The sequence below is a fragment of the Bradyrhizobium sp. B025 genome (assembly GCF_042257955.1).
Classification (GTDB): domain Bacteria; phylum Pseudomonadota; class Alphaproteobacteria; order Rhizobiales; family Xanthobacteraceae; genus Bradyrhizobium; species Bradyrhizobium diazoefficiens.
The window spans coordinates 3,859,067-3,883,912 of sequence record NZ_CP170150.1 but is presented as its reverse complement, the minus strand read 5'-3'; the positions used below and the strand labels follow the sequence as shown (position 1 = coordinate 3,883,912).

Annotated in this window: 29 protein-coding genes; 15 read left to right on the top strand and 14 right to left on the bottom strand. The window is 65.8% G+C overall.

What is annotated here, in order from left to right:
- Positions 1–3: 3 nt before the first annotated feature.
- The 7 genes from ACE10W_RS17800 (at position 4) to ACE10W_RS17770 (ending at position 4,935) form a co-directional block, all read left to right on the top strand.
- A complete protein-coding gene (locus tag ACE10W_RS17800; RefSeq protein WP_028171091.1) occupies positions 4–234 on the top strand; it encodes a hypothetical protein in 231 nt (76 codons plus the stop codon).
- Positions 235–439: 205 nt separating this feature from the next.
- Positions 440–631 (top strand): hypothetical protein, encoded by a 192-nt coding sequence (locus ACE10W_RS17795; RefSeq protein ID WP_271556786.1) that lies wholly within the window; start codon positions 440–442, stop codon positions 629–631.
- A gap of 36 nt (positions 632–667) precedes the next feature.
- Complete coding sequence (locus ACE10W_RS17790; RefSeq protein WP_202633022.1) at positions 668–844, top strand: hypothetical protein; 177 nt, start codon at positions 668–670, stop codon at positions 842–844.
- 55 nt (positions 845–899) lie between these two features.
- On the top strand, positions 900–1,121 hold the full coding sequence (locus ACE10W_RS17785) for a hypothetical protein (RefSeq protein ID WP_271556785.1): 222 nt from the start codon (positions 900–902) through the stop codon (positions 1,119–1,121).
- Between the two features lie 614 nt (positions 1,122–1,735).
- Positions 1,736–3,082, top strand: a complete 1,347-nt coding sequence (locus ACE10W_RS17780) for a caspase family protein (RefSeq protein WP_271556784.1) — start codon at positions 1,736–1,738, stop codon at positions 3,080–3,082.
- Between the two features lie 28 nt (positions 3,083–3,110).
- Positions 3,111–3,608, top strand: a complete 498-nt coding sequence (locus ACE10W_RS17775; RefSeq protein ID WP_060913066.1) for a hypothetical protein — start codon at positions 3,111–3,113, stop codon at positions 3,606–3,608.
- A gap of 130 nt (positions 3,609–3,738) precedes the next feature.
- Positions 3,739–4,935: a hypothetical protein gene (locus ACE10W_RS17770; RefSeq protein ID WP_375762650.1), complete on the top strand. Its 1,197-nt coding sequence runs from the start codon at positions 3,739–3,741 to the stop codon at positions 4,933–4,935.
- Here ACE10W_RS17770 and gmk read toward each other — a convergent pair.
- The 9 genes from gmk to ACE10W_RS17725 form a co-directional block, all read right to left on the bottom strand.
- Positions 4,868–5,527, bottom strand: coding sequence for a guanylate kinase (gene gmk, locus ACE10W_RS17765; protein ID WP_011086862.1), 660 nt, complete (start codon positions 5,525–5,527; stop codon positions 4,868–4,870). The genes ACE10W_RS17770 and gmk overlap by 68 nt on opposite strands.
- Positions 5,528–5,530: 3 nt before the next feature.
- On the bottom strand, positions 5,531–6,418 hold the full coding sequence (locus ACE10W_RS17760; RefSeq protein ID WP_028171087.1) for a YicC/YloC family endoribonuclease: 888 nt from the start codon (positions 6,416–6,418) through the stop codon (positions 5,531–5,533).
- Between the two features lie 115 nt (positions 6,419–6,533).
- A complete protein-coding gene (gene mltG / locus ACE10W_RS17755) occupies positions 6,534–7,811 on the bottom strand; it encodes an endolytic transglycosylase MltG (RefSeq protein ID WP_028171086.1) in 1,278 nt (425 codons plus the stop codon).
- A gap of 125 nt (positions 7,812–7,936) precedes the next feature.
- Positions 7,937–9,202, bottom strand: a complete 1,266-nt coding sequence (gene fabF, locus ACE10W_RS17750; protein WP_110116071.1) for a beta-ketoacyl-ACP synthase II — start codon at positions 9,200–9,202, stop codon at positions 7,937–7,939.
- Between the two features lie 109 nt (positions 9,203–9,311).
- A complete protein-coding gene (locus tag ACE10W_RS17745) occupies positions 9,312–9,551 on the bottom strand; it encodes an acyl carrier protein (RefSeq protein ID WP_008130699.1) in 240 nt (79 codons plus the stop codon).
- 311 nt (positions 9,552–9,862) lie between these two features.
- Positions 9,863–10,600 (bottom strand): 3-oxoacyl-[acyl-carrier-protein] reductase, encoded by a 738-nt coding sequence (fabG, locus tag ACE10W_RS17740; RefSeq protein ID WP_011086858.1) that lies wholly within the window; start codon positions 10,598–10,600, stop codon positions 9,863–9,865.
- A 102-nt stretch (positions 10,601–10,702) separates the two neighbouring features.
- Positions 10,703–11,662: an ACP S-malonyltransferase gene (fabD, locus tag ACE10W_RS17735; RefSeq protein ID WP_271556782.1), complete on the bottom strand. Its 960-nt coding sequence runs from the start codon at positions 11,660–11,662 to the stop codon at positions 10,703–10,705.
- 172 nt (positions 11,663–11,834) lie between these two features.
- Complete coding sequence (locus ACE10W_RS17730) at positions 11,835–12,860, bottom strand: fatty acid desaturase family protein (protein WP_271556781.1); 1,026 nt, start codon at positions 12,858–12,860, stop codon at positions 11,835–11,837.
- Between the two features lie 3 nt (positions 12,861–12,863).
- A complete protein-coding gene (locus tag ACE10W_RS17725; RefSeq protein WP_011086855.1) occupies positions 12,864–13,571 on the bottom strand; it encodes a TetR/AcrR family transcriptional regulator C-terminal domain-containing protein in 708 nt (235 codons plus the stop codon).
- Between the two features lie 318 nt (positions 13,572–13,889).
- Between ACE10W_RS17725 and rpsF the strand changes: the two genes are divergently transcribed.
- The 4 genes from rpsF (at position 13,890) to rplI (ending at position 16,397) form a co-directional block, all read left to right on the top strand.
- Positions 13,890–14,390, top strand: coding sequence for a 30S ribosomal protein S6 (gene rpsF, locus ACE10W_RS17720; RefSeq protein ID WP_028171082.1), 501 nt, complete (start codon positions 13,890–13,892; stop codon positions 14,388–14,390).
- 5 nt (positions 14,391–14,395) lie between these two features.
- Positions 14,396–14,635 (top strand): 30S ribosomal protein S18, encoded by a 240-nt coding sequence (gene rpsR / locus ACE10W_RS17715; protein ID WP_007592020.1) that lies wholly within the window; start codon positions 14,396–14,398, stop codon positions 14,633–14,635.
- 128 nt (positions 14,636–14,763) lie between these two features.
- Positions 14,764–15,741, top strand: coding sequence for a DUF2232 domain-containing protein (locus ACE10W_RS17710; protein ID WP_271556780.1), 978 nt, complete (start codon positions 14,764–14,766; stop codon positions 15,739–15,741).
- Between the two features lie 50 nt (positions 15,742–15,791).
- Positions 15,792–16,397, top strand: a complete 606-nt coding sequence (rplI, locus tag ACE10W_RS17705) for a 50S ribosomal protein L9 (protein WP_011086852.1) — start codon at positions 15,792–15,794, stop codon at positions 16,395–16,397.
- 117 nt (positions 16,398–16,514) lie between these two features.
- Here rplI and ACE10W_RS17700 read toward each other — a convergent pair whose 3' ends face one another.
- The 3 genes from ACE10W_RS17700 to ACE10W_RS17690 form a co-directional block, all read right to left on the bottom strand.
- Positions 16,515–16,982, bottom strand: coding sequence for a PaaI family thioesterase (locus ACE10W_RS17700; RefSeq protein WP_375762649.1), 468 nt, complete (start codon positions 16,980–16,982; stop codon positions 16,515–16,517).
- Between the two features lie 11 nt (positions 16,983–16,993).
- Positions 16,994–17,590, bottom strand: a complete 597-nt coding sequence (locus ACE10W_RS17695; RefSeq protein WP_271556778.1) for a TetR/AcrR family transcriptional regulator — start codon at positions 17,588–17,590, stop codon at positions 16,994–16,996.
- Between the two features lie 109 nt (positions 17,591–17,699).
- Positions 17,700–18,686 (bottom strand): hypothetical protein, encoded by a 987-nt coding sequence (locus ACE10W_RS17690; RefSeq protein WP_271556777.1) that lies wholly within the window; start codon positions 18,684–18,686, stop codon positions 17,700–17,702.
- Positions 18,687–18,966: 280 nt separating this feature from the next.
- Between ACE10W_RS17690 and ACE10W_RS17685 the strand changes: the two genes are divergently transcribed.
- A complete protein-coding gene (locus ACE10W_RS17685; RefSeq protein ID WP_271556776.1) occupies positions 18,967–20,217 on the top strand; it encodes a cyclopropane-fatty-acyl-phospholipid synthase family protein in 1,251 nt (416 codons plus the stop codon).
- 3 nt (positions 20,218–20,220) lie between these two features.
- On the opposite strand, the gene ACE10W_RS17680 is transcribed toward ACE10W_RS17685, so the two are convergent.
- Positions 20,221–20,427 (bottom strand): transcriptional regulator, encoded by a 207-nt coding sequence (locus ACE10W_RS17680; RefSeq protein ID WP_082756721.1) that lies wholly within the window; start codon positions 20,425–20,427, stop codon positions 20,221–20,223.
- Between the two features lie 553 nt (positions 20,428–20,980).
- On the opposite strand from ACE10W_RS17680, the gene ACE10W_RS17675 reads away from it, so the two are divergent.
- Positions 20,981–22,492: a replicative DNA helicase gene (locus ACE10W_RS17675; protein WP_271556775.1), complete on the top strand. Its 1,512-nt coding sequence runs from the start codon at positions 20,981–20,983 to the stop codon at positions 22,490–22,492.
- 46 nt (positions 22,493–22,538) lie between these two features.
- Entirely contained in the window at positions 22,539–23,804 is a 1,266-nt protein-coding gene (gene alr, locus ACE10W_RS17670; RefSeq protein WP_271556817.1) for an alanine racemase, read from the top strand.
- A gap of 12 nt (positions 23,805–23,816) precedes the next feature.
- Here the strand turns inward: alr and ACE10W_RS17665 are convergent, their stop codons facing one another.
- On the bottom strand, positions 23,817–24,035 hold the full coding sequence (locus ACE10W_RS17665) for a hypothetical protein (protein WP_028171072.1): 219 nt from the start codon (positions 24,033–24,035) through the stop codon (positions 23,817–23,819).
- A 40-nt stretch (positions 24,036–24,075) separates the two neighbouring features.
- On the opposite strand from ACE10W_RS17665, the gene ACE10W_RS17660 reads away from it, so the two are divergent.
- Positions 24,076–24,846, top strand: coding sequence for an exodeoxyribonuclease III (locus tag ACE10W_RS17660; RefSeq protein ID WP_011086845.1), 771 nt, complete (start codon positions 24,076–24,078; stop codon positions 24,844–24,846).

Genomic DNA, 24,846 nt, shown 5'->3' with positions numbered 1-24,846 from the left:
AGTATGTCCATTCGCTGCACCGTCGAGAGCGCATTCTTCATCGCCTGGAGCTTCCTGGAGCAGAGCGGAGAGCTCGGCCCTCCGGACGAGACAGCGAACGTCCTTCTCGACGCCATCGAAGCCCAGCTCAGAACCGGTGAACGCCGGCAGTTGATGCTCGCGAACAGAGCGATCGATACCTGGCGTGCCCACGCGGCGAAGCGCCGGCCGTCGCAGGAAGCCCGCTTCGGGTGATGGGCGGCAGGCGATACCGTCGGGCCCCGTTCCGGAAAATGCGCCCCCAATCGAGCCCAATGCCTGCCCCTTCGATGAAGCCAGGAAGCTCCGCCTCGCGACACCATCATGCCGATCGCCGGCCGATCACTTCGGCCTGACCTTGGAACGTCGCGCGCCTCGGGCGCGTTTGTCTCTCGTGAAGGCAACGACGGAGTCAGAGCGGATGACAAAACCGCTGACGAAGACAGTGCAACCTGTTCCTGAAGAAAATCAGAGCCACAAGGGCGCCGGCAGCGCGCCGTCGGTCCCGGTCGACACCACCAAGGGCCACCGCGACGACGAGAAGCAGAATATTCGCGAGCAGGCGGCGCACGGCAATCTCACCCAGAACACAAGCAACAGGCGCAAGGGATAAGCGATACACCGGGGGGTAAAACGAGGAGAGACGAACGTGGTCAGTCTCGGCAAGTGGTACGATCCGATATCCGAACGCTGGATCGTGCCGCGCGAACCCCGCCCTGAGACGCCATCCTCCCCAACGAGCGAGAACCACGTCCTGGAGCTTCAGAGGACGGTCGAAATCCAGCGCATCTGGCGCGCGCTCGTCGATTGCTGCGCACGCGATTGATGCTCGCGCGCAGCAACGGAGGAACCCGCCGTCGGCTGCACTGTTGTCATTCCGCATGAACGATCCCGCATCGCCCGCAAGGCCAGTCGCAGTCGCGATACGCTATCTGTCGATCATCGTCGGCTGCGCTTGCCTGCTGCTCGCGGCTGTTTGCTTCGCTATCGCGGCGCAAGTCTTTGTTCAGACCGGCGTCTTCGCGCAATCCTACGCGTTGGTGGGCCTCATCAGCGCCGCGCTGGGGCTGCTGGCGCTGAAATTGGCGCGCGTCTGGAAATAGGCTTCGCAATTTCCAGGAAATCACCTCCCGCTCCGTCATTCCGGGATGCGCGCGCAGCAAGCAGGCCCGGAATCCATCGGGCTACGCGTTCTGCCGTGCGATGGATTCCGGGCTCGCCCTTCCAGGGCGCCCCGGAATGACGCGCATGACCAGGCGTGGCCGTCCGCGGACGGAGAAGTCGCGTGGTCCTGACGCCCGGGGTCTGTGCGTCAAGTCCTGCGGTGATGTGGCGGCCCGACCGGGCGCGCGTATCAGCGATCGGCAGGGCGACGGGGGCAATAGTGCATCGCTCCCCGGGGAGAGCACGAAGGACACCGTTAAAACCATCCGCGCAGGGAAGGCCGGGCGACCGGCATCACCTGTGGTCCAAACCGTGTGCACTTCTATCGCGCACGGACGTGCGGGTGCCGCCGGCGCCCGGCCTTCCCTGCGCCCTTTGGCCTCCATCGGGCGGCGAACGGAAGCAAGGCTCGGGCAAGACCTGCCGCGGGAACGCACAGCCGCGCCTCTTTCCCGGCACGATGCGGACGGGCCCGTGGCCGCACAGAATGTCGCACCGCTTTTCGCCCGCGCACCTAGCTGGTACATTGGCGCCATTGCTTTGGGGAATTTTTATGCGCGCGAGGATTTTCAATCGCGTTGTGGGGCTGGCGGCACTCGCCACAGCGCTGCTCGTCGCCGCGGCAACGCCTGCATCCGCCGATAAGCGCATCGCGCTCGTCGTCGGCAACTCCGCCTACAAGAACATCACGCCGCTCGACAACCCGTCCAAGGACGCCAGCCTGATGGCGGAGACGCTCGGCACGCTCGGCTTCACACTGGTCGGCGGCCGCGCCCAGCTCGATCTCGACAAGGGCGCGATGGACATCGCGGTGCAGAGCTTCGGCCGGCAGGTGCAAGGCGCCGACGTCGCGCTGTTCTACTATGCCGGCCACGGTGTCCAGGTCGCCGGCTCCAACTATCTCGTGCCGGTCGGCGCCAATCCGACGCGCGAGGCCGACGTCGACTTCCAGATGACCGACGTCAATCTCGTGCTGCGCCAGATGCAGGGGTCCGGCACGCGGCTCAACCTTGTCATCCTCGACGCCTGCCGCAACAACCCGTTCGGCTCGCGCGGCTTGCGTTCCTCCGACGGCGGCCTTGCGCAAATGCGCGCACCCGAGGGCACGCTGATCTCCTATGCGACGCAACCCGGCAACGTCGCCCAGGACGGCAGCGACGGCCATAGCCCCTACACCAAGGCGCTGGCGACGACGATCCGGACCGCAGGTCTCGACGTATTCCAGACCTTCAACCAGGTCGGCCTCGCCGTGAAGCGCGCCACATCGGGCGCGCAGCAGCCCTGGGTGTCGTCCTCGCCGATCGACGGCACCTTCTATTTCGTGCCGCCGACGCAGACGGCACCGCCGCAGGTCGCGGCGATGCAGCCCGATCCGCTGCCGGCGGATCGCCTGCGCGCCGATCCTGACCGCGTCCCCCTACGCGATGCCGCATTGCTCAGCGAACTCAGCGAACGGCTCTACGAGCTCAATTTCGATCCTGACACACCCGACGGCCTTACTCGCTCCATCACGAAGCTTCAGCAGCGGATATCCATGGCGCCGACCGGAGAGGCGACCGAAGGCCTGCTGCTGCGGATGCGCAAGATGGACGATCTGAAGCCATGGGGCTCGATCGTTTACGGCCCCGACGGCAGCAAATGGGGCATGTCGTGGAACCACGCCTCGCGGCGCGCGGCGGTCGCGGATGCGCGCGGCAACTGCGCCGGCGCCAAATGTCCGATCGAGCTTTCCTTCTATGGCAAGGGCTGCGGCGTCTTCGCGATCTCCGACAAATCCTGGTCGCTGGTCCAGCGCGAGGGCGTCCAGCGCGCCAGGGATGCCGCGCTTGACGAATGCGGCAAGGCTGGCAAGGCTTGCCGCATTATCGGATCCGTCTGCGCCGACGGCTCCGGCCGCTGATACGATTTTCATTTTGGATTATTTGCCCATGCCCAACGCCACTGCCCGCACGTTCGCTCTCGCCTCCCTCCTCGCCCTCGCCTCGTCGTCCGCCTTCGCGCAATCCGGCAGCGCCGGTGGCTCGATCGGCAATGACGAGAAATCGCTGTCCGGCTCGCGCCAGGATCCTTCTTCAGGCCGCTCGGCCGAGCCCGCGCCCTCCGCGCGCCGGAGCAAGCCGGCGGCCGAGGAACGCTCGGCGCCGCGGAGAAGCGGCGGCGGTGGTGGCGGCGGTTTCGACGGCGCCTGGGTCGTCCTCAGCGTCGGCTGCGGCGGTTCGACCTCCGGCGCGGTGGTCGTGAGCTCGGGCCGGGTCATCGGCGAGGGCGTCAGCGGCAGCGTCAGCGCGAGCGGCGCGGTTCATACCTCCGGCGCGGGCAATGGCGTGACCTTCACGGGCGCCGGCCGCCTTTCGGGGCGCAGCGGTTCCGGAACCTTCCGCCGCTCCGACGGCTGCTCGGGAACATGGACCTCGACCAAACAATAATGGTCGAAAATGCCTGATTTCGCGGCGGAACGATCGCCGCGCAGGCCCGATTCAAGCCACATCCTCTCCGGATTTGCGGCTCATTGCCACCCAACTCTTTGAAGAGAAAGGGAAGGTTAAGAGTTGCGTCATGCGTAACCGGGAGACCAGGATGGGCAACCGCACCGCGAAATTCATATCAGCGCTTGTTGGCAGTATCATTGCCGGCGCCCCCCTCGCTGCGGTGTCGCAGAACGCGCCGAGCACGGCCAATGCGGCCGCCGACTGCCTCACCTCGCCGAAAAGCACCGCGCCGCAGGGACAGCACTGGCACTATCGCCTCGATCGCGCGACCAAGCGGCAGTGCTGGTACCTGCGTGCCGAAGGCGGCAAGGCGACGCCGAGCGCGCAAGCGACGGCCGACACGCCAAACGCAGATTCAGCAGCGCCGCCGTCGGTGCAGAATGCGCGCGCGGAATACATTGCACCGCAGACTGGTGCCGCGCCGGGCTCGCCGAACATGACCGCGCCTGCGCCGGCCGCAACGAGCGCGCCACAGGTCATGCAACAGCCGCCGGGCGCCATCGCCGACAACAACGCGCAGCAGCCCGCCGTTGCCGCGCGCTGGCCCGATGCTTCCGCGAGTTCCGCTGCTCCCGCACCCGCAACGCAGCCGGGCGCGACGCCGGCAAAGGCCAACGCCCCGGTGGCGCTCGCCGCGGCCGAAATTCCCGCCGACAAGCCGACCGGCTCGCTCCAGATGCTCCTGCTCGTGATCGGCGGCGCTTTGGCGATCGCCGGCATCCTCGCCAGCGTCATCTACCGCCTCGCCGGTGCGCGCTCCCGCGTCAAGGCGAGCGACCACCGCCGCGTGAATTGGGACGATTGGGAGCCGCAGGACCAGGACGAGAGCCGCGCGCCCTGGCTCAAGGCGATGCCGGCCGTCACGCCGCGCGCGCAGCCGCCGCGCCCGATCGACTTCGATGCCGCACGCCCGCAGGCGGCACAGCTCGCCGCGATCGACCGCGAGATCGATGTGATCGAAGCGCACGAGCCGGCTGGCATCGTCGAAGTCGCGGAATCCGGCGAGCCCGAGATCGCGGTATTCGACAGGGAATTCGAGATCGAGGCCAGTTCACCCCGGTTAGCCGCGGACCGGGCCGACAGCGATGAAAAGCCGGCTGGTCGCGATGAGGATGCGGTCGACGTCGACATCATCACCGCGATGCTGGAACGGCTGGCGCAGGAAGGGCCGCGGCTGAGGCAGCCTGGCCCTGGCTCTAACCCTGCAGCTGGCCTTGCAAACCTCGCACGAAACCAACGAGGCCAATCCGCCGCTCGCGCTTGAGGCGCTCGGCCTTCAGGATCGATTGCACCTCGGCAAAGGCTTCGTCGACGTCGTGGTTGATCACGATGTAGTCGTACTCGGCCCAGTGGCTCATCTCGTGGCTGGCGCGGCTCATGCGCTTGCGGATCACCTCGTCGGAATCCTGCGCGCGCGAATGCAGCCGCTTCTCGAGATCGCCGGCTGACGGCGGCAGGATGAACACGCTGACGACGTCGGCACGCGCCTTCTCGCGCAGCTGCTGCGTGCCCTGCCAGTCGATATCGAACAGCACGTCCTGCCCGGCCGACAGCGCCGCCTCGACCGGCGCGCGCGGCGTGCCGTAGCGGTTGTCGAACACGGTCGCCCATTCCAGCAGCTCGTCGTCCCTCACCATCGCCTCGAAGCGGGGCTTGTCGACGAACAGATAGTCGCGGCCGTCGACCTCGCCGGGCCGCATCGGCCGCGTGGTCGCCGAGACTGACATTCGCAGGCCCGGCATCCGCTCGATCAACAAGCGCGACAGCGTCGTTTTGCCTGCGCCCGACGGCGAGGACAGCACGAACATCAATCCACGCCGCTCGACACCGTCAGTTCCGTGACCGCCCGTCGTCATCGATCACTCCAGATTCTGGACCTGCTCGCGAAATTGCTCGACCACGTTTTTCATGGCGAGCCCCGTATTGGTCAGCTCGATGTCGTTCGACTTCGAGCAGCAGGTATTGACCTCGCGGTGAAACTCCTGCGCCAGGAAGTCGAGCTTGCGCCCGATCGGGCCGCCCTTGCCGATCAGCTCGCGCGCCTGCGCGATATGCGAGGCGATACGGTCGAGCTCCTCGCGGATGTCGGCCCTGGTCGCGATCAGGATCGCCTCCTGCATCAGGCGGTCGGGATCGAAACGGTCGGAGGTGTCGAGCAGCGTTGCGATCTGCTCGGCGAGCCTGGCCTTGATCGCCTCCGGCTTGCGGCCGGGTGCGGCTTCGGCCTTCTTCGCCAGTTGCTCGACCTCGTCCACCCGCTGGGTCAGGATCTGCCCGAGCGAGGTCCCCTCGCGCTTGCGCATCTCGACGAGATCGGCGAGCGCCTTGTCGAAGGCCTCCGCTGCCGCGGCGCGCGCCGCCTTGTCCTCCTCCTCGTCGCCCTCGGGCTCGGCGACCTCGACGACGCCCTTAATGGCGAGCAGGCCGTCGACGCTCGGTGCCACCGCATCGACCTTTCCGGCGATCATCGAGGCGGCCTTCAGGACGGCGTTGAGCACGTCCTCGTTGACACGGACGGAGGCGGCGGCATTGGCGCGCTTGACGTTGAGATTGGCGTAGACGGTGCCGCGCGACAAAAGCTCGCCGGCGCGCTTCTTGGCGTGGGCCTCGAGCTCGTCGAACCCCTGCGGCAGCCGCACCCTGAGGTCAAAGCCCTTGGCGTTGACCGACTTCAATTCCCATTCGAACGTGTACGGCCCGCTAGCGCCGTGGCTTCGGGCAAAGCCGGTCATGGACGACAGCGCCATCAGGTCAAATTCTCCAGAAACACAGGATTCGCGAGGCCATCAAGGCACGCGAATCTTAAGACTATTTTGCCGGAAAGTGGAATCCGCAAAGTCCCGTAGGCAGGTCTGCGCGGGCCTAGCGCTGGATCACCGGCGACGAGGGCTGCACCGCGCCCTGCCGGGCAGGGGCGGGACCAGCGGGGCGAGGAGCAGCCGGCGGCTTCTTCTGCTGGTTCGGCCGTGCCGGCGTGGTCGCGGTCGGCGTGTCGGCAGCGCCGGGCGCTGCCGCCGCCGGCGGCTGCGCGTCCTCGGCCGGCTCGACCGTGTCGTTCTGGATCTGCTTCTCCATCGCGCGCAGCTTGGCGACGTTTTTCTGGTGCGCGTCGTAGGTCTCGGTGAAGGCATGCCCGCCGGTGCCGTCGGCGACGAAATAGAGGTCGCGGGTGCGGGCCGGGTTGGCGGCGGCTTCGAGCGAGGCGCGGCCGGGATTGGAGATCGGGCCCGGCGGCAGGCCTTCGATCACATAGGTGTTGTAGGGCGAGGGCTGCGTGATCTCGCTGCGCTTGATCGGGCGGCCCAGGGTGCCCTTGCCGCCGACGAGGCCATAGATGATGGTCGGATCGGACTGGAGCTTGATCTTCTGCTTCAGGCGATTGACGAACACGGCGGCAACGCGGCTGCGCTCGTCCGGCTTGCCGGTCTCCTTCTCGACGATCGAGGCCAGCGTCACCAGCTGCTCCGGAGTCTTGACCGGAATGTCCTGGCTGCGACGCTCCCAGATCTCGGTCAGCACGCGCTTGTGCGCCTGCTGCATGCGCTGGATCACCTGCTCGCGCGTGGTGCCGCGCGGGAACTTGTAGGTCTCGGGCAAGAGCGTGCCCTCGCGCGGCAGCTCGCGCACGCTGCCGGTGAAGATATCGTTGTCGGAGAGCCGTGCCACGATCTGCTCGGAGGTCAGGCCTTCCGGAATCGTGACGGCATGCTGCACCACCTTGCCCTCGACGATGGTGGCGATGACGTCGCGCAGGGATGCGTTCTTCTGGAACGAATACTCGCCGGGCTTGAGGTCCGAGCTCGCCTTCAGCGCGGCCACGCTTGCGATGAACACCCACGGGTTGACGTCGGTCACGCCTTCCCGGTTCAGCGTCTCGGCGATGTCGCGCTTGCCGGCGCGCTGCGGGATGTTGACGATCTTGTCTTCCTTGAGCGGACCCGGCGCTTCGAGCACCTGCCGGCCGTAGTAATAGACGGCGCCCGCCCCGATCATGGAGATCAAGAGAAGCGTGATGATGGCGTTGCCGACGATCACGAAGGGATTGCGCGCGCGGTCCGATCGCTTCGGCGGCGGCGGGACCTGCTCGGGCTCGAGCGCTGCCCGCGGACTCCGGGGCGAAATGGGCGGCCTTTCACTCATCGAAGCAACCTGAATCCTGCCGGTTCAATCGCGGCCTGACAACCGTTTGCCCTGCCAAATGCACGCGCCCACTACCATGACTATCGCCGAATACGGCAAAACGGTGGATTCGTTTCAAACGCAAACTAATTGGCCAAACGGCGGACGATCACCGACGCATTGGTACCGCCAAAACCGAAAGAATTCGACAACGCGACGTTGACCTCTCGCTTCTTCGCCGTGTGCGGCACGAGATCGATCGCAGTTTCGACCGACGGATTGTCGAGGTTGATAGTCGGCGGCACGACATTATCGCGAATCGCGAGAATGGCGAAGATCGCCTCGATCGCACCGGCCGCGCCGAGCAGATGGCCGGTCGACGATTTGGTCGAGGACATCGCGACCTTGGAGGCGGCATTGCCGAGCAGACGCTCGACCGCGCCGAGCTCGATCTCGTCACCGAGCGGCGTCGAGGTGCCGTGCGCGTTGATGTAGTCGAGATCGGACGCCGTGAGGCCGGCGCGCTTGAGCGCGGCCTGCATGCTGCGGAAGCCGCCATCGCCGTCGGGCGACGGCGACGTGATGTGATAGGCGTCGCCCGACAGACCATATCCGATCACCTCGGCATAGATCTTGGCGCCGCGCCGCCTCGCGTGCTCGAGTTCTTCCAGGACGAGGACGCCGGCGCCCTCGCCCATCACGAAGCCGTCGCGATCCTTGTCGTAGGGACGTGAGGCCTTCTCGGGTGTGTCGTTGAAACCGGTCGAGAGCGCGCGCGCGGCGTTGAAGCCGGCAATGCCGATGCGGCTGATCGGCGACTCAGCGCCGCCGGCGACCATGACGTCGGCATCGCCCAGCGCGATCAGGCGGGCGGCATCGCCGACCGCATGCGCGCCGGTCGAGCAGGCCGTGACCACCGAATGGTTCGGCCCCTTCAGCCCGTGCGCGATCGAGACGTAGCCGGAGGCGAGATTGATCAGGCGGCCTGGAATGAAGAACGGCGACACCCGGCGCGGTCCGCGCTCCTTCAGCAGGATGGCGGTTTCCGCGATGCCGTTAAGGCCGCCGATGCCGGACCCGATCATGGTGCCGGTCGCACACTTGTCCTCTTCGGTTTCGGGATGCCAGTTGGCATCGTCGAGCGCCTGGCCGGCTGCGGCCATGCCGAAGATGATGAAGTCGTCGACCTTGCGCTGGTCCTTCGGCTCCATCCACTTGTCGGGATTGAAGGTGTCGTTCGACCCGTCGCCGCGCACCACCGTGCAGGCGATCTTAGTCTGAAGATCGGAGACATCGAAGCTCTCGATCCTGCGCGCACCGCTTTCGCCGTTGAGGATGCGTTTCCAGGTCGGCTCGACGCCACAGCCGAGTGGCGAGACCATGCCGAGACCCGTGACGACAACCCGCCTCATATCCGCAAACTCCGCATCGAAAGATTCACGGCCAATAACAAGAAACCGGCTGACCGCTGCGAAGCGGCCCGTCCGGTTTCAATGTTGTCCCCGCGAAAATTGAAGAGCCTTAGCTCTTCGCGTTCTTCTCGAGAAACTTCGTGGCGTCGCCGACGGTGAGAATCGTCTCCGCGGCGTCGTCCGGAATCTCGCAACCGAATTCTTCTTCGAACGCCATCACCAGCTCGACGGTGTCCAGACTGTCGGCGCCGAGGTCGTCGATGAAGCTCGCAGCGTCGACAACCTTCTCGGGTTCAACACCAAGGTGTTCGACCACGATCTTCTTAACCCGCTCGCCAATGTCACTCATTGCATAACCTCGTGTTGTTCCCTGTAGACCCGACCCCCCGGGACGATACGAGCCGTCGTGGTCGTTGACTGCCTTCGCTTACGAACTTTGATTTGGCCCCATCCTAACCGATGCAGGGCCCGGCGAACGACGGCCAAGGCTCCGCATCGCCAATATACAGGGTTTCAAAAACCTGCAATGGCGTTCTTTGCCCATCCGTTGAAGGTCCGGTTACCATACTTCAACTGCCTTGACTACAAGCCTCATTTCGCATCGGAAACGGCCGTTTGCCGCATCCCGCACCGCCATGTGGGCGGCACGGAACGAGGACTTCAGATCATGGCCATGCCGCCGTTGACATGGATGGTTTGCCCGGTGACGTAGGCCGCTTCGTTTGAACTCAGGTAGACGGCGGCCGCCGCGATGTCCTCGGGCGTCCCCAGCCGGGCCGCCGGAACCTTGGTCAGAATCGTCTCGCGCTGCTTGTCATTGAGCGCGTCCGTCATCGGCGTCTTGATGAAGCCGGGCGCGATGCAGTTGGCGGTGACGCCGCGCTTGGCGTATTCGGCACCCAGCGTCTTGATCATGCCGATCAAGCCTGCCTTCGATGCCGTGTAGTTGCCCTGCCCGGGATTGCCGGTGACGCCGACCACAGAGGTGATGGCGATGATGCGGCCGAAGCGCTTGCGCATCATCAATTTGGTGGCGGCGCGCGCCAGGCGGAAGGTCGAGGTCAAATTGACGTTGATGACCTCGTCCCAGTCCTCGTCGCGGAGCTGGACGAAGAGATTGTCGCGCGTGATGCCGGCATTGGCGACGAGGATGTCGACCTGGCCCATCGCGGCTTCCGCCGCAGGCACCAGCGCCTCGACCTCGTCGGCCTTGGAGAGATTGCAGGGCAGCACGAAGGTGCGCTCGCCGAGCTTGCCGGCAAGCTCATCCAGCACTTCCTTCCGCGTTCCTGATATCGCGACCGTGGCGCCCTGCGCGTGCAGCGCCTGCGCGATTGCGCCGCCGATACCGCCGGTCGCGCCGGTGACGAGCGCCTTTTTGCCAGTCAGATCGAACATGGATAACTCCTTCAAAGCACGATCCGGAAACGTGCGCAGCGGTTTTCCGGCAAGATCGTGCGCAAACTAAAGAACCAAAGCGCGATGACGATTCATCGCGCTTCAGGCCTGCTTCGCAGCGGCCAGCGCATCCTTGGCGGCCGCAATGTCGTTCGGTCCGCCCACCGCGACACCGACGGCGCCGTCGGCGATACGCTTGACGAGACCCGTCAGCACCTTGCCGGCGCCGATCTCGAAGAAACGGGTCACGCCCTGCCCGGCCATATAGGCAACCGACTCGCGCCAGCGCACCGTTCCGGTGACCTGCTCGACCAGACGGCGGCGGATCTCATCGGGATCGGTGATGGCGGTTGCCAGCACGTTCGACACCAGCGGAGCTGCCGGAGCCTTGATCGTGACCTTGGCCAGCGCCTCCGCCATCGCGTCGGCAGCCGGTTGCATCAGCTTGCAATGGAACGGTGCGGACACCGGCAGCAGCATCGCGCGCTTGGCGCCCTTGGTCTTGGCGATCTCGACGGCGCGATCGACCGCTGCCTTGTCGCCGGAGACGACCACCTGCCCGCCGCCATTGTCGTTGGCGGCCTGGCAGACCTGCCCCTGAGCCGCCTCATTGGCGACCTCCATGGCGGCCTCGTAATCGAGGCCCAGCAGAGCGGCCATCGCACCGGCGCCGACCGGCACGGCTTTTTGCATTGCGAGACCGCGGGTGCGAAGCAGCCGCGCGGTATCGAAAACCGTCAGGCTGCCGGCCGCGGCCAGCGCCGAATATTCACCAAGCGAGTGGCCGGCGACAAAGGCCGCGTCCCGCCCTACGGAAAAACCGGCTTCAGCCTCAAGCACCCGCAGGGTCGCAACAGAAACGGCCATCAGCGCCGGCTGGGCGTTTTCGGTGAGCTGGAGGGTTTCGGCCGGCCCATCCCAGATGGTGGCCGTCAGCTTCTCCCCAAGCGCTGCATCGACCTCGTCGAACACGGCGCGCGCCACCGGGAAGGCGTCGGCCAGCGCCTTGCCCATGCCAACCGCCTGGGACCCCTGCCCCGGAAATGTGAATGCTGCCGTCATCGGCGCTCCCTGCTTGTCGAGCACGATCCCTGCGAGAACCGGCAGCCGATTACGCGCGGCCTTGGGCCATGGTTCCGGATCGTGCCTCAAAGGGGGCCGTAGACACCGTCCGGGCCTGCAATGTCAAGCCAAGATGGGAACGTCGACCGGCATTCAACTGGGGATGCGCCCCTTAAAAACCACCCGCCTTCTGATCCGCGCCGACCTCGGCGCCAGCCCGCGCGCGGCGCGCGCTGCTGACCAATTGCCCCGGCCGGTCGTCGCGGTTCGGCTTGGCGGTGGCGAGCCGCAGCACGGCGGCGTAGTTCGGCTGCACTTCCATGCGGCCGGCATGACGACTCTCGCTCAGCAGGCGATGGACCTTGGGCAGATTGTAGCAGGGCACGTAGAACAAGAGATGATGCTCGAGGTGATAGTTCACGTAATACGGCGCGATGAACAGGCGCTCGAGAAAATTGGCATGCGTGGTGCGGGTGTTGCGCAGGGGATCGCTGCTGTCGGGGACGACGGCATGCTCGGCGATGTTGCGGATGCGGGTGATGACCATCATCCAGGTGAGCAGCGGCACCAGCCATAGCAGCGGGTAAGCCCACCACACACCGGCCGCCGCAAGCCCTGCAAGCAGGATGGCGTTGAAAACGCATTGCGGGCCGAGCTTCTCCCAGAAATGCGCAGCGCGCTGCCGCCACGGCCAGTCCTGCGGGCCGAGTGCGTTGAGCAGCTGCGCCTTGCGCTGCTGGTAGCCGGTCTGCCCGGTGATGTCGCGAATGAACTTGCGGCGATAGCTCAGCTGCGTGATCGGAAATGGCGCCGACAGCACAAGATCGGGATCGTCCTCCTGCTGGGTGCGCGCGTGGTGCTGCAAGTGATAGCGGCGATAGGCGCGCGTCTCGGCAAAAACGGGATAGGCGCAGAACCACTGGCTCAGCGTCAAATTGGTGTTCTCATCGGCGGAGAGACAACCATGCGCGCCGTCGTGCATGAGGATCGACAGGCCCAGCTGGCGCGAGCCGATGACGGCGACAGCGAAAATGTACGTCAGCGGATTCGGCCACCATGCGACGAGGGCGATGGCACCGGCAATCAGCGCCCAGGCATGCGCGATCAGTGCGACACCCTTCCACGTTACGCGCTGGCGCACGTCGACGAGCTGATCCTCGGTCAGGAAATCGCGGGCACGCATGCGAAGTGCGGTCATGGCCTAGCTCTCCTCATCCGAAGTGGTCGATGCGTCGCGGTCGTCGACGAGGCGCAGGCGCGCGGCGTCGCCGGCAGATTTCGCCTGCTCGCCCAGCACGCGCAGCATCTCGGCGCAGAGCTCATCCGGCGAGCGCCCCATGGCATAGCCTTCGAGGATGACGCCGATGGCGACGGCCCAGAACCGCCGCGAGCTCTCGTCGGGCGCGCGCAGGGAACGCCAGCCGTGGCGCTCGACCTGGCTCGCATAGGCGCGTGCGCCCTCGGCGTGCAGACGCTCGATGGTGCGCTCGACCAGCGGCGCGAGATCCGGGCGACGCCGCGTCAACGTCAACGCCTCGGCGAAGAAGGCCACCGAATCGCTCGCCGTCACCGTCTCGGCCAGCGCGTGGGTGTAGTCCCGCGGCGTGCGCGCCTTCAGCGCAGCCTGCTCGGTCGCGCGGGCGACGTACAGGAGCTCGCGGCAGGCGCATTCGACGAACAGCGCCTCCTTGGTGCGGAAATAGTAGGTGATCTGGCTCGGAAATGCGTCCGCGGCGGCCGCGATGTCGGTGATCGAGGCGCCCGACAATCCCCGCTCCCGGAACAGCGGGCTGGCCGCATCCAGCAGCAACGAGCGCATTTTGCGACCGGCCGAGCGTGTGGCGCGCGCCGCATGCTTGGGGTCGCCGGCGGCCGGCTCGGATGGGGCGCGGGCAGATTTGTCTGCCATGGGATCCTCCCGTTGATTTATTTGTATGCTATACAAACAAATAAATCAAGCCGAGGGCCCCCAGCCCGGGCGCCAGGGGCGAAACCTGGCCCTCCAACCTTGCAAAGCCGGCCAAAATCCGTATAAGGCGCGCATCCGCAGACCCCGGCCGGGAGCTGAACGGACGGTCTCAACAAATCATTCGTGATTTTGGTGTGGCAGGGCCAGTCGGCCCGTCGTCCCGTGTTTCCGCCTTCTGAGCTTAATCCCAGAGTCCTTTCCGAAGGCCTCTTAAGGGCTTGACGCCGGGCGATGCGCCAACATGAGGAAAGGACTTCCATGGCTCTCTATGAGCATGTTTTTCTCGCGCGCCAAGACGCGAGCCCGCAGCAGGTCGAAGAGCTGACTGCGCAGATGACCGGTATCGTCGAGGGTCTCGGCGGCAAGGTCACCAAGACCGAGAACTGGGGCGTTCGCTCCCTCACCTACCGCATGAACAAGAACCGCAAGGCGCACTTCGTGCTGCTCAACATCGACGCGCCGTCCGCGGCGATCGCCGAGATCGAGCGCCAGGAGCGCATCAGCGAAGACGTGATCCGCTATCTCAGCGTCCGCGTCGAGGAGCTCGAGGAAGGCCCGTCCGCGATGATGCGCAAGGCTGATCGCGATCGCGAACGTGACGATCGTGGCGGCGGCTTCCGCGGCGAGCGTGAAGGCGGCTTCCGTGGCGACCGCGAGGGTGGTTTCCGTGGCGGCGATCGTGACGGTGGTGGCTTCCGCGGTGATCGCGGCCCGCGCCGTCCGCGCGAAGAAGCTGAAACCACGACGGATGGGGAGTAAGATCAATGGCTGAAGCTGGTGCACGCCGTCCGTTTTTCCGTCGTCGCAAGAGCTGCCCGTTCACGGGCGCCAATGCTCCGAAGATCGACTACAAGGACTCCAAGCTGCTGATGCGTTACGTCTCCGAGCGCGGCAAGATCGTGCCGAGCCGCATCACCGCAGTGTCCGCGAAGAAGCAGCGTGAGCTCGCCCGCGCCATCAAGCGCGCGCGCTTCCTGGGCCTGCTGCCCTACGTCATTCGCTAAGACGAATTCGGCCGGCGGCGACATCGCCGCCGGCCGCACTCTCGAAGTTTCATAAGGCTTCCGGGTCGTCCGGTCGCCGATGGTTGGGGCGAGATGCCTCTAACCGCTCGGAAGGAGCGGGACAGCTGATGATGGCCTTTGGACTGATAGCCCTGATCGCCGGCGCTGCGTCGGCCCTGATGTTCGCCTCGATCGTTTCGGGCGCGCTGATCTCGCTCGTCCTGTTCTATCTCGCACCACTGCCGCTGACGGTCGCCGCGATCGGCTGGGGACCGCTTTGCGCGAGCCTTGGCGGCATCGCCGCTGCGATCGGCCTCGGCGCCCTGTTCGGCCTGCCCTACTGCATCGCGTTCGCCGTCACCGTCGCGCTGCCGGCGTGGTGGCTCGGCCATCTCGTCCTGCTCAGCCGGCAGGTGGGACATGTCACGCCGGACGCCGCGACCGAGCCGGCGGCAGGGCCTGAGCTCGAGTGGTACCCGGTCGGCCGTATCCTGCTGTGGATCGCCGGCTTCGCCGCGCTGACCACGATCGCCGCCCTGCTCACGCTCGGCACCGACGCCGACACCATCATCGGCACGCTGCGGCGCGGCCTGATGCGCATCCTCCGCGCCACCGATCCGCAAGCCTCCGGCGAAGCCGACCAGTTCGTCGACGCACTGGTGCGCATCGCGCCGGCCGCCGCCACCATCGTCGCCATGATGACGCTGACCCTCAACCTCTGGCTCAGCGCCAGGGTGACGGCGACGTCGGGCCGGCTGCGCCGCCCCTGGCCGGATCTGATGACGGCCGAGCTGCCGCCGATGACGCTCGTGGCGCTCTGCATCGCGCTCGCTTTCTGCTTCACCGGCGGGCTGCTGGCGATCGTCGCGCAGATCACCACGGCGGCGCTGATGATGGGCTATGCGCTGACCGGCTTTGCCGTGCTGCATACGCTGACGCTCGCGCTGAAGAGCCGCACGTTCTGGCTCGGCTCGACCTACGCCGTCGTCGTCGTGTTCGGATGGCCTGTCATCGCGATGGTGATCCTGGGCCTTGCGGACGCCGTGTTCGGCTTCCGCGAGCGCTTCCTGCGCAGCCGCCAGCCGCCGCCGCTCCCGACCCCTTAAGTCCACCCCTGAAACCCAGAACTCACAGAGCACTTCAAAGGAGAACGAATATGGAAGTCATTTTGCTGGAACGCGTGAACAAGCTCGGCCAGATGGGCGAAGTCGTGAAGGTTCGCGACGGCTACGCCCGTAATTTCCTGCTCAAGCGCGGCAAGGCGCTGCGCGCCACCGCCGACAACCGCGCCAAGTACGACGGCATGAAGGCCGACCTCGAGGCCCGCAACCTCGCGTCCAAGGCCGAGGCGTCCAAGGTCGCCGAGAAGATCCAGGGCAAGAACATCATCGTGATCCGCCAGGCCTCGGAAGCCGGCCAGCTGTTCGGCTCGGTCAACGTGCGTGACATCGTCGTCGCGTTCGAAGCCGACGGCATCTCGCTCGCTCGCCCGCAGATCCAGCTCGACGCACCGATCAAGACCATCGGCAAGCACACCATCACCGTCGCCGTTCACCCCGAGGTCGAGGTCGAGATCACCGTCACGGTTGCGCGCAGCCAGGACGAGGCCGAGCGCATCAACCGCGGCGAGGACATCTCGACCCGCAACGAGGACCGCGATGCGGCCGCCGAGGCGATCGCCGCCGCCGGCGAATTCTTCGATCCGGAAGCCCAGCACGACGACGTCGAGCCGGCCCCGGCTGCGGAAGAGACCGAGAAGTAACTCCAACGTCGTCATTCCGGGATGGTCCGAAGGACCAGACCCGGAATCTCGAGATTCCGGGTCCAGCGCCGATGCGCTGTCCCGGAATGACGAAGACAAATCAAAAGCCCGGTCGCTTCAAGCGGCCGGGCTTTTCGTTTTGGCGGCGACGTCCTCGCTCAGCATCGCGATCGAAGCGAGCGCCGTTGCCGTGTGCTTCTCGACTCCGTCGCTGACACAGAACACGTCGGCCGCCACCACCGAGACCTGGCGTCCTGGCTTGATCACCCTTGCCCGGCAGATCAGCTTCTCGCCGACAGCGGGCGACAACAAATTGAGCTTGTATTCCGCCGTCAGCGCCGGCTGGCCGCGCGAAGTGGCGGTCGCGATCGTCGTGGCGTTGTCGACCAAAAAGGCGGTGACGCCGCCGTGGAAAAAGCCGTGCTGCTGGAGCAGTTCCGGCCGGCGCTCCACCGCGATCGTGCAGGTGCCGCGCGACAATTCCGAGAGCTCGGCACCGACGAGGTTCATAAAGCCTTGGCGGCCGACATTGGCATGGATGCGCTCGGCTACGGCCGCAAATTCCGGATCCGCTTCGGCTTGCATGGCATCTCTCCTTATTGTTTGTTGATGCGATCGGGCGGCCGCAGCGCGCGGATGGCGCAGGCGATCAGCGTGTCGGCCTCGCTCCGCGGATCGGCACGATCGCGGCCCGACAGGAAGGCGCGGCAGAAGATCTGCGCCGGGCCGATGAGCTGGCTGATGAACGTCACCGGCGTCATCGGCAGGAGCTCGCCGCCGGCAACCAGAGGCGCGCGCCAGCGTTCGATGCCTTCGGCAAGGCGCGCATTCTGTGCGCGCTGGGCGTCGCGGACGTCCTCGCCCCATTCGCTGCGCGAGATCTCGAAGAGATAGCGGGCCTCGCGCCGGCTCGAGACGACCCAGTCGAGATGCGCCCGGATCAGGCGATCGATGCCCTGTTCGGCGTCGGGCACGGGATCGAGCGCGGCCAGCACCGCGGCGTGATAATGCCGCAGCACCTCCAGGAACAGCGCGCCGGCCAGCTCCTTCTTCGACCCGAAGGCATGAAAGAAGCTGCCGTTGGAGGCGCGCGCCTTGGCGCGGATCGCAGCCACTGTCGCAGCCTCGAAGCCGACGCGGTCGAACACGAACAGCCCCGCCGCCAACAGGTCGTCACGCACGCTCGTCGTCATCGCGCCTCCTAGAGTATCACTCTAGAGTACTGCTCTAATCGCGGTCAAGACGATGCGAAGGCCGCGGCGAGCGCGACCTTCGCAACTTGATCTGAGAATGCGGGTTGGCTTAGCGCGAAATCGGCGGTGCTGGCGGTCCCGATGACTCCGCCGGCGGCGGGGCCGCAGCGGTCGTGGGCGGCGCCGGCTCCTGCGGCTTGACCGCCGGCTCGGAGCTTGCGGCAGGCGCGGCAGGCTTGGGAGCCGCCTCTTCCGCCGCCTTGGGCGCGGCCGGCTCGGCGGGCTTCGTGGCGGCCGCCGGCGGGGCCGGCGTCACCTGCGGCAGCGGATCGGGCCGCAGCGCCGGAGCTTCGCTGCCGCGCGGCTCGACCCTGGCGCTCTCCGGCTTCGGCTCGGCGGGTTTCTCTGAGGCCTTGGCGCTGTCGGGCTTGGCTTCGTCGCGACCGGGCTCGACCTTGGCGGTGTCGGGCTTGGGCTCGCTCTTCCTGTCGTCAGCGGCCGGCGCGGCGGCATCGACCTTCGGCGCCTCTTCGGTCTCCGGCTTGCCGCGCTTGCTGAGACGCTTGGCCTTGCGGCCCTCCGGCGTGGCTTGCCCCTCGGGCTTCGCGCCTTCCTTTACCCCCTCCTCGCTCGGCCGCGCCGCGCGCTTCTGGCGCGCGCCCTCGGCGGCTGGGGCGGCAGCTTCGCCTTCCGGCTTGGCGGCCTCCTGGGAGCGCTGGCGACGGCCCTGATGCTCAGGCGACTGCGCAGGATTGGTGCTCGCCTCCTTGTCCTTGGCGCCGTCCTTCTTGTCCTTGCCGTCCTTGGCCTGGTAGCGGGTGTCGGTGGCGCCGTTCGAAACGAGGTAGGAGGCCAGCACGCCGGCCATGTCGGAGCTGGTCGTGTAGTGCTGACGCAGGAAACCCGGGAGCGAACCCGGCGCGACTGTCTTCAGCAGCCCCCTCGGGCTCTTGTGGCAGGCACTGCAGGTCTGCGCGAAGAGCTGGGATGGGGCCTTGCCGGCCTCGAGGTTCGTCGCCTGCGCCAGAACGGCATCGGTCGCACCGAAGCCGATCAGAAGCACTACCGTCGCGAGGCTGAGCGCTCGGCTCGACATTCCCATCATCTCCATTGAATTTCCGCGAATGCAGCCGGCATCCCGGCGCGGCGGCGGTCACCTTTTACCGGATTGAGCCGCGAATGGAAGCAGGGTCCGCGCGCAAGGATGTGATTAAGCGCTTTTGGAATATCGGCTTTGAATACAGCGCAATAGCGGGAGCGGAATACCCTCCCTAGATTTAGATGCAAACGCATAGGAACCTGAGCGGGACCTGAGCGTCTGATGTGAAAGCCGGGTTGGTCGCATCTCTTCGGGTTCGCTCGAGAGGAAGGTGTCGATGGACCGTTTGTTGCGTCAATTCCTGTCTCAATTCATTCGCCGCGGGTCGATGACGGTGACCACGGCGAAGGGGTCGAAGTTCACCGTCGGCGACGGCTCAGGCGAACCGATCGCAGTCCGTTTCGTGACTGCGGACGCGGAACGAAAGATCCTCATCAATCCCGAGCTCGGGCTTGGCGAGGCCTATATGGACGGCGAGTTCGTCGTCGAGCGCGGCACCATAGCTGATGCCCTCGCGATCCTGCTCGATCAACCCGACCTGTTGCCGCAGTGGGCAAAACCCTGGTGGCACCTGCGCTATCTGACGCGGCATCTGAAGCAGTTCAATCCGCGCGCGCGCTCGCGTCGCAATGTCGCGCATCACTACGATCTCGACGCCCGGCTCTATTCGCTCTTCCTCGACGCCGACAAGCAATATAGCTGCGCCTATTTCGAGACGCCGGAGAGCACCCTCGACGACGCGCAGCTCGCCAAGAAGCGCCACATCGCCGCAAAGCTTCGCGTCAAGGGCGGCGAGCGCGTGCTCGACATCGGCTCGGGCTGGGGCGGCCTCGGGCTCTATCTCGCCGAGACCGCAGGCGCCGACGTCACCGGCATCACGCTGTCGTCAGAGCAGTTGCAGATCGCCAATGCGCGCGCGGCCGAAAAGGGCCTGACCCGATCGGCCAAATTCCTGCTCCAGGACTATCGCGACATTGACGGGCCGTTCGACCGGATCGTCTCGGTCGGCATGTTGGAGCATGTCGGCGTCAGGTTCTACGACGCCTACTTCCAGCGCTGCGCCGAACTCCTGAACGAGGACGGCGTCATGATGCTGCACTCGATCGGCCGTTCGCAGGGCCCGGATTCGACCAATCCCTGGATCGCCAAGTACATCTTCCCGGGCGGTTACATCCCCGCTCTGTCCGAAGTGCTGCCGGCGATCGAGCGTGCTGGTCTCCTGGTCTGCGACATCGAGATCCTGCGGCTGCATTACGCCGAGACGCTGAAGGCCTGGCGGGAGCGCTTCATGGCGCGGCGCGAGGAGGCCGTGCAGCTTTACGACGAGCGCTTCGCCCTGATGTGGGAATTTTATCTGGCGGCCAGCGAGATGACGTTCCGCAAGCAGCACATGATGAACTTCCAGATCCAGCTCACCAAGCGTCAGGGCGTGGTGCCAATCACCCGTGACTACGTCGCGCACGAAGAAGCCCGCCTCCGGGCCATCGAAGGCGGCGCCAAGCCACGGCTGAAGCTGGCCGGTGAATAGAGGCTAGTGGCGCGAGGTTGAAATCGGAGAAGAGCGGAAAGACGCCGTTAACGCCAACTGCGCCCGCAGTTCCGCCAGGATCTCGGGCGCGACCGGCTGGCGGCGGACTTCGGGGCGCTCGGCATGCTGCATGGCCGCGATCAGCCCGGACAGCCAGAGCCGGCTGCCTGCCTCGCTTCGCCATATCCCGTGCTGCCGTTCTGGCCGCATCGCTTGCCTCGTCCCCCTGATGGCGGGTTACCGGGGACAATCCCCTGTCCGCCCGTCCGTTCCGGCTCTACCCCCGAAAGAATCCGGGGAGATGTGATCTGCTTCACATAAGTCTGGTCGGGCCTGGCTTAGACCGTCGCCATGAGCAAAGAGACCCAAACCTCATTCGACGTGCAGGACGACCTCCGCACCGATTACGCCCTGATCGCTACCGGCGTCGGGGCGGCCCTGGTTGCACTGGTCTACCTCCTGCTGGTCTGAGCCCGAGCCGAAAGCGGCCAGCGCGCGTCATTTCGCGCGCTCTTCATACGTCTGCACCCCAATCCATTAGGTTCACTGTTTCAGTATTTTTCCGCGGCACAGTCGCGGCCGCTTCCAGGCCGGGGGGAGTTCCGCAAAAATCCGTCAAGCGCGGCGCATGCTGCGGCTGCTAATCATCCACCATTTTAACTGAGCGGTTGATAGCGGTCAGCTTTTGCTTCCGCTTTGGGCGCAGGCGGCGCTTTATCCCGGCCCCGCATCCGCCCAAGAAAATTGCTAAGCACGTCCGACCATGGCCCTGACTGATTCGAACGTTCTCAAACTCGCGCCTGACGCAGGAACTCCGACCTATCGGAGCGCGCCGCACAATATCGAGGCGGAACAGAGCCTTCTGGGCGCCATCCTGGTCAACAACGATGCCTTCTACCGCGTCTCCGACTTCCTGGAGGCGAAGCATTTCTTCGAGCCGCTGCACCAGACCATCTTCGACACCGCCGGCAGCCTGATCCGGATGGGCAAGATCGCCACGCCCGTCACGCTGAAGACGTTCCTGCCCGCCGATACCGACGTCGGGGGCATGACCATCGGGCAATATCTGGCGCGCCTCGCTGCCGAAGCGACCACCATCATCAACGCCCAGGACTACGGCCGCACCGTCTACGACCTGTCGCTCAGGCGCGACCTGATCGGCATCGGCGAGGACATGGTCAATGTCGCCTATGACGCTCCGGTCGATTTCCAGCCGCGCGCGCAGATCGAGGACGCCGAGCGAAAGCTGTACGAACTCGCCGAGTCCGGCCGCTATGACGGCGGCTTCCAGAAATTCTCGCAGGCGTTGGCGGTCGCGGTCGATCTCGCGGCAAAGGCGTTCCAGCGCGACGGAAAGCTGTCGGGCATCTCGACGGGTATGCGCGACCTCGACACCAAGATGGGCGGCCTGCAGCACTCCGATCTCATCATCGTCGCGGGACGTCCCGGCATGGGCAAGACGTCACTGGCGACCAACATCGCCTACAATGTTGCACGCGCCTACGTTCCGGAACTCCAGGCCGACGGCACCACGAAGGCCGCCAATGGCGGCGTAATCGGCTTCTTCTCCTGCGAAATGTCGGCCGACCAGCTCGCCACGCGTATCGTGGCGGAGCGCACCGGCGTTCCCTCCTCCCACATCCGCCGCGGCGGCATCTCGGAAGCCGATTTCGAGAAGATCCGGGAGGTCTCGATCGAGCTGCAATCGCTTCCTTTCTATGTCGACGCGACTGGTGGCCTGTCGATCGCGCAGCTGATGGCGCGCGCGCGCCGCCTGAAGCGTCAGAAGGGCCTCGACCTGCTCGTGATCGACTACATCCAGCTGCTCTCGGGGTCGGGCAAGCGCGCCAGCGACAGCCGCGTGCAGGAAATCACGGAGATCACGACCAGCCTCAAGGCGCTGGCGAAGGAACTCAACGTCCCTGTGATCGCGCTGTCGCAGCTCTCGCGTCAGGTCGAATCCCGCGACGACAAGCGGCCGCAGCTCTCCGACTTGCGTGAATCCGGATCGATCGAGCAGGACGCCGACGTCGTGCTGTTCGTTTATCGCGAGGAATATTACCTCGCGATGAAGGAGCCCCGCCCGGGCACGCCTGAACACGAGAAGTGGCAGCTTGACATGAGCCTTGCGCACGGAAAAGCCGAGGTCATCATCGGCAAGCAGCGCCACGGCCCGACAGGCACCGTCGATCTGGCGTTCGAAGCCTCGGTCACGCGGTTCGGTGACCTCGCGCCCGACAGCCAGATGCCGGCTCGCAGCGGCAACGACTACTGAGTTCCTTGAACCAGACCTGCCTCTTGCGTAAAACGGCGCCATGACAATGGCGTCCGACCCGAAAATGAACCCGCAATCCGGCCTTCTCTCAGCGGAGGCCAACCATGCCGCCGCGCTCGCTGCCTTCGGCGGCGTGCTCACCGTCGACCTCGACGCCATCATTGCCAACTGGCGCAAGCTCGAGAAGACGGCGGTGCCGGCCGAATGCGCGGCGGTGATCAAGGCCGATGCCTATGGCTGCGGCGCCGCGCAGGTCGCGCGTGCCCTCCACAAGGCCGGCTGCAAGACCTTCTTCGTCGCCACCATCGAGGAGGCGCGCAAGGTGCGCGCCGCCGTACCGGAGCCGACCATCTACGTGCTCGGCGGCTATTTCCAGAATACCGGCGAGCACTACGCCCAGATCAATTGCCGTCCGGTGATCGGCGATCTCAACGAGCTCGCCGAATGGGACGTGTTCTGCCGCCGCACCGGCTGGAACGGAGGCGCCGCTGTTCACATCGACACCGGCATGAACCGGCTCGGGCTGACGTTATCGGAAGCACAGGCCATCATTCCCCGCATCAATGCCGGCGACCATGGCATTACGCTGGTGATGAGCCATCTGGTCTCGGCCGAGCAGCTCAACAGCCCGGTCAATGCCAAACAGCTCGCTTCCTTCCGCGGCATCGCCAGCGAATTCTCCGGCGTGCCGGCGGCGCTCGCCAATTCGTCCGGAATCTTCCTCGGGGCGCCGTTCCAGTTCGACCTGGTGCGGCCGGGCGCCGCGCTCTACGGCGTCAACCCGACGCCGGAGGCCGATAATCCGATGCAGCCGGTGGTCGACCTCAAGGCGCGCATCGTGCAGATCCGCAATGTCGAGCGCGGCGAGAGCGTCGGCTATGGCGGCACCTGGACCGCGCGCCGGCCGACCAAGCTTGCAATCATCGCGGTCGGCTATGCCGACGGCTATTTCCGCGCCGCCAGTTCAAACGACGGCACGCGCGGCGCAGAGGTGATCGTTGCCGGCAAACGCTGCCCGGTGGCAGGCCGCGTCTCCATGGACCTGATCGCGATCGACATCACTGATCTGCCGCCGAACGCGGTACGGCGCGGCCACCTGGTGACGCTGATCGGCGAAGGCATCACCGTCGACGAGCTCGCGCATCATTTTGGCACGATCGGCTATGAGGTGCTGACCAGCCTCGGCCACCGCTATGCCCGCGTCTACAAGGGCGGCAATGTGGTGGAGCCGCTGGCAAAGCCGGCAGCCGAGCAGCCGTCCTCTCCGCCGCCGGTCGAGCAGCCGGCGAGCCCGCCGCCGCTGCCGAGCTGAGCCGTCAGCCGCCTACTTCTTCTTCCTGTTGTCCAGCGCCGCCTTGCAGGTCGCGCTGAGCTGGTCGCGCTTGCCGTTGAGGCAGGCGACGATGCCGCCGCCCGGCGCAATGCCGGCACAGAACTTGTCGTAATCCGCCTTGCACGCGCCGCGTGGATCGGACGATTGTGCCGAAGCCGCTCCGGAGATCGCGGCCACGACGACGAGAGCAGCAAAGTTCAACTTGGACATTGTATCTCCGGTGACGGAAGGCAGGAGCCGCTAGCTCTACATGAAGATCGCGACATTCAACATCAACAACATCAACCGCCGCCTGCCCAATCTGCTGGCATGGATGCGCGCGGCAAAGCCAGATGTCGTCGCGCTCCAGGAATTGAAGGCAAGTGATGGCGAATTTCCGGCGGCAGCCATCGAAAAGGCCGGCTATGGCGCAGTATGGCGTGGACAAAAAACCTGGAACGGCGTTGCCATCCTCGCCCGCGATGCCGAGCCCATTCTCACCCGCGACCGCCTGCCCGGCGGCAGCGACGATCACGAGGCGCGCTACATCGAGGCCGCCGTGCGCGGCATCATCGTCACCAGCATCTACCTGCCCAACGGCAACCCCCAGCCGGGGCCGAAATTCGACTACAAGCTCGACTGGTTCGCGCGCCTGAAGCGCCACGCCAAGACCTTCATCAAGCAGGATCTGCCCGTGGTGCTCGCCGGCGACTACAACGTGGCGCCGACGGCGATCGACATTTATCCGACGAGGTCCTGGGACAAGGATGCGCTGATCCAGCCGAAGAGCCGCGCGGCATTTGCCTCGCTGGTCGCGCAAGGCTGGGGCGACGCGATCCGCGAGCTTCATCCGGACAAGCGCATCTACACTTTCTGGGACTATAAGCGGAACCGCTGGCCGCGCGATGCGGGCCTGCGGCTCGATCATCTGCTGCTCAGCCCTGCCCTTATTTCACGCCTGGCCAAGGCCGGCGTCGACAAGAAGGTGCGCGGCGAGGACGGCGCAAGCGATCACGCGCCGGCCTGGATCGTCCTGCGCTAG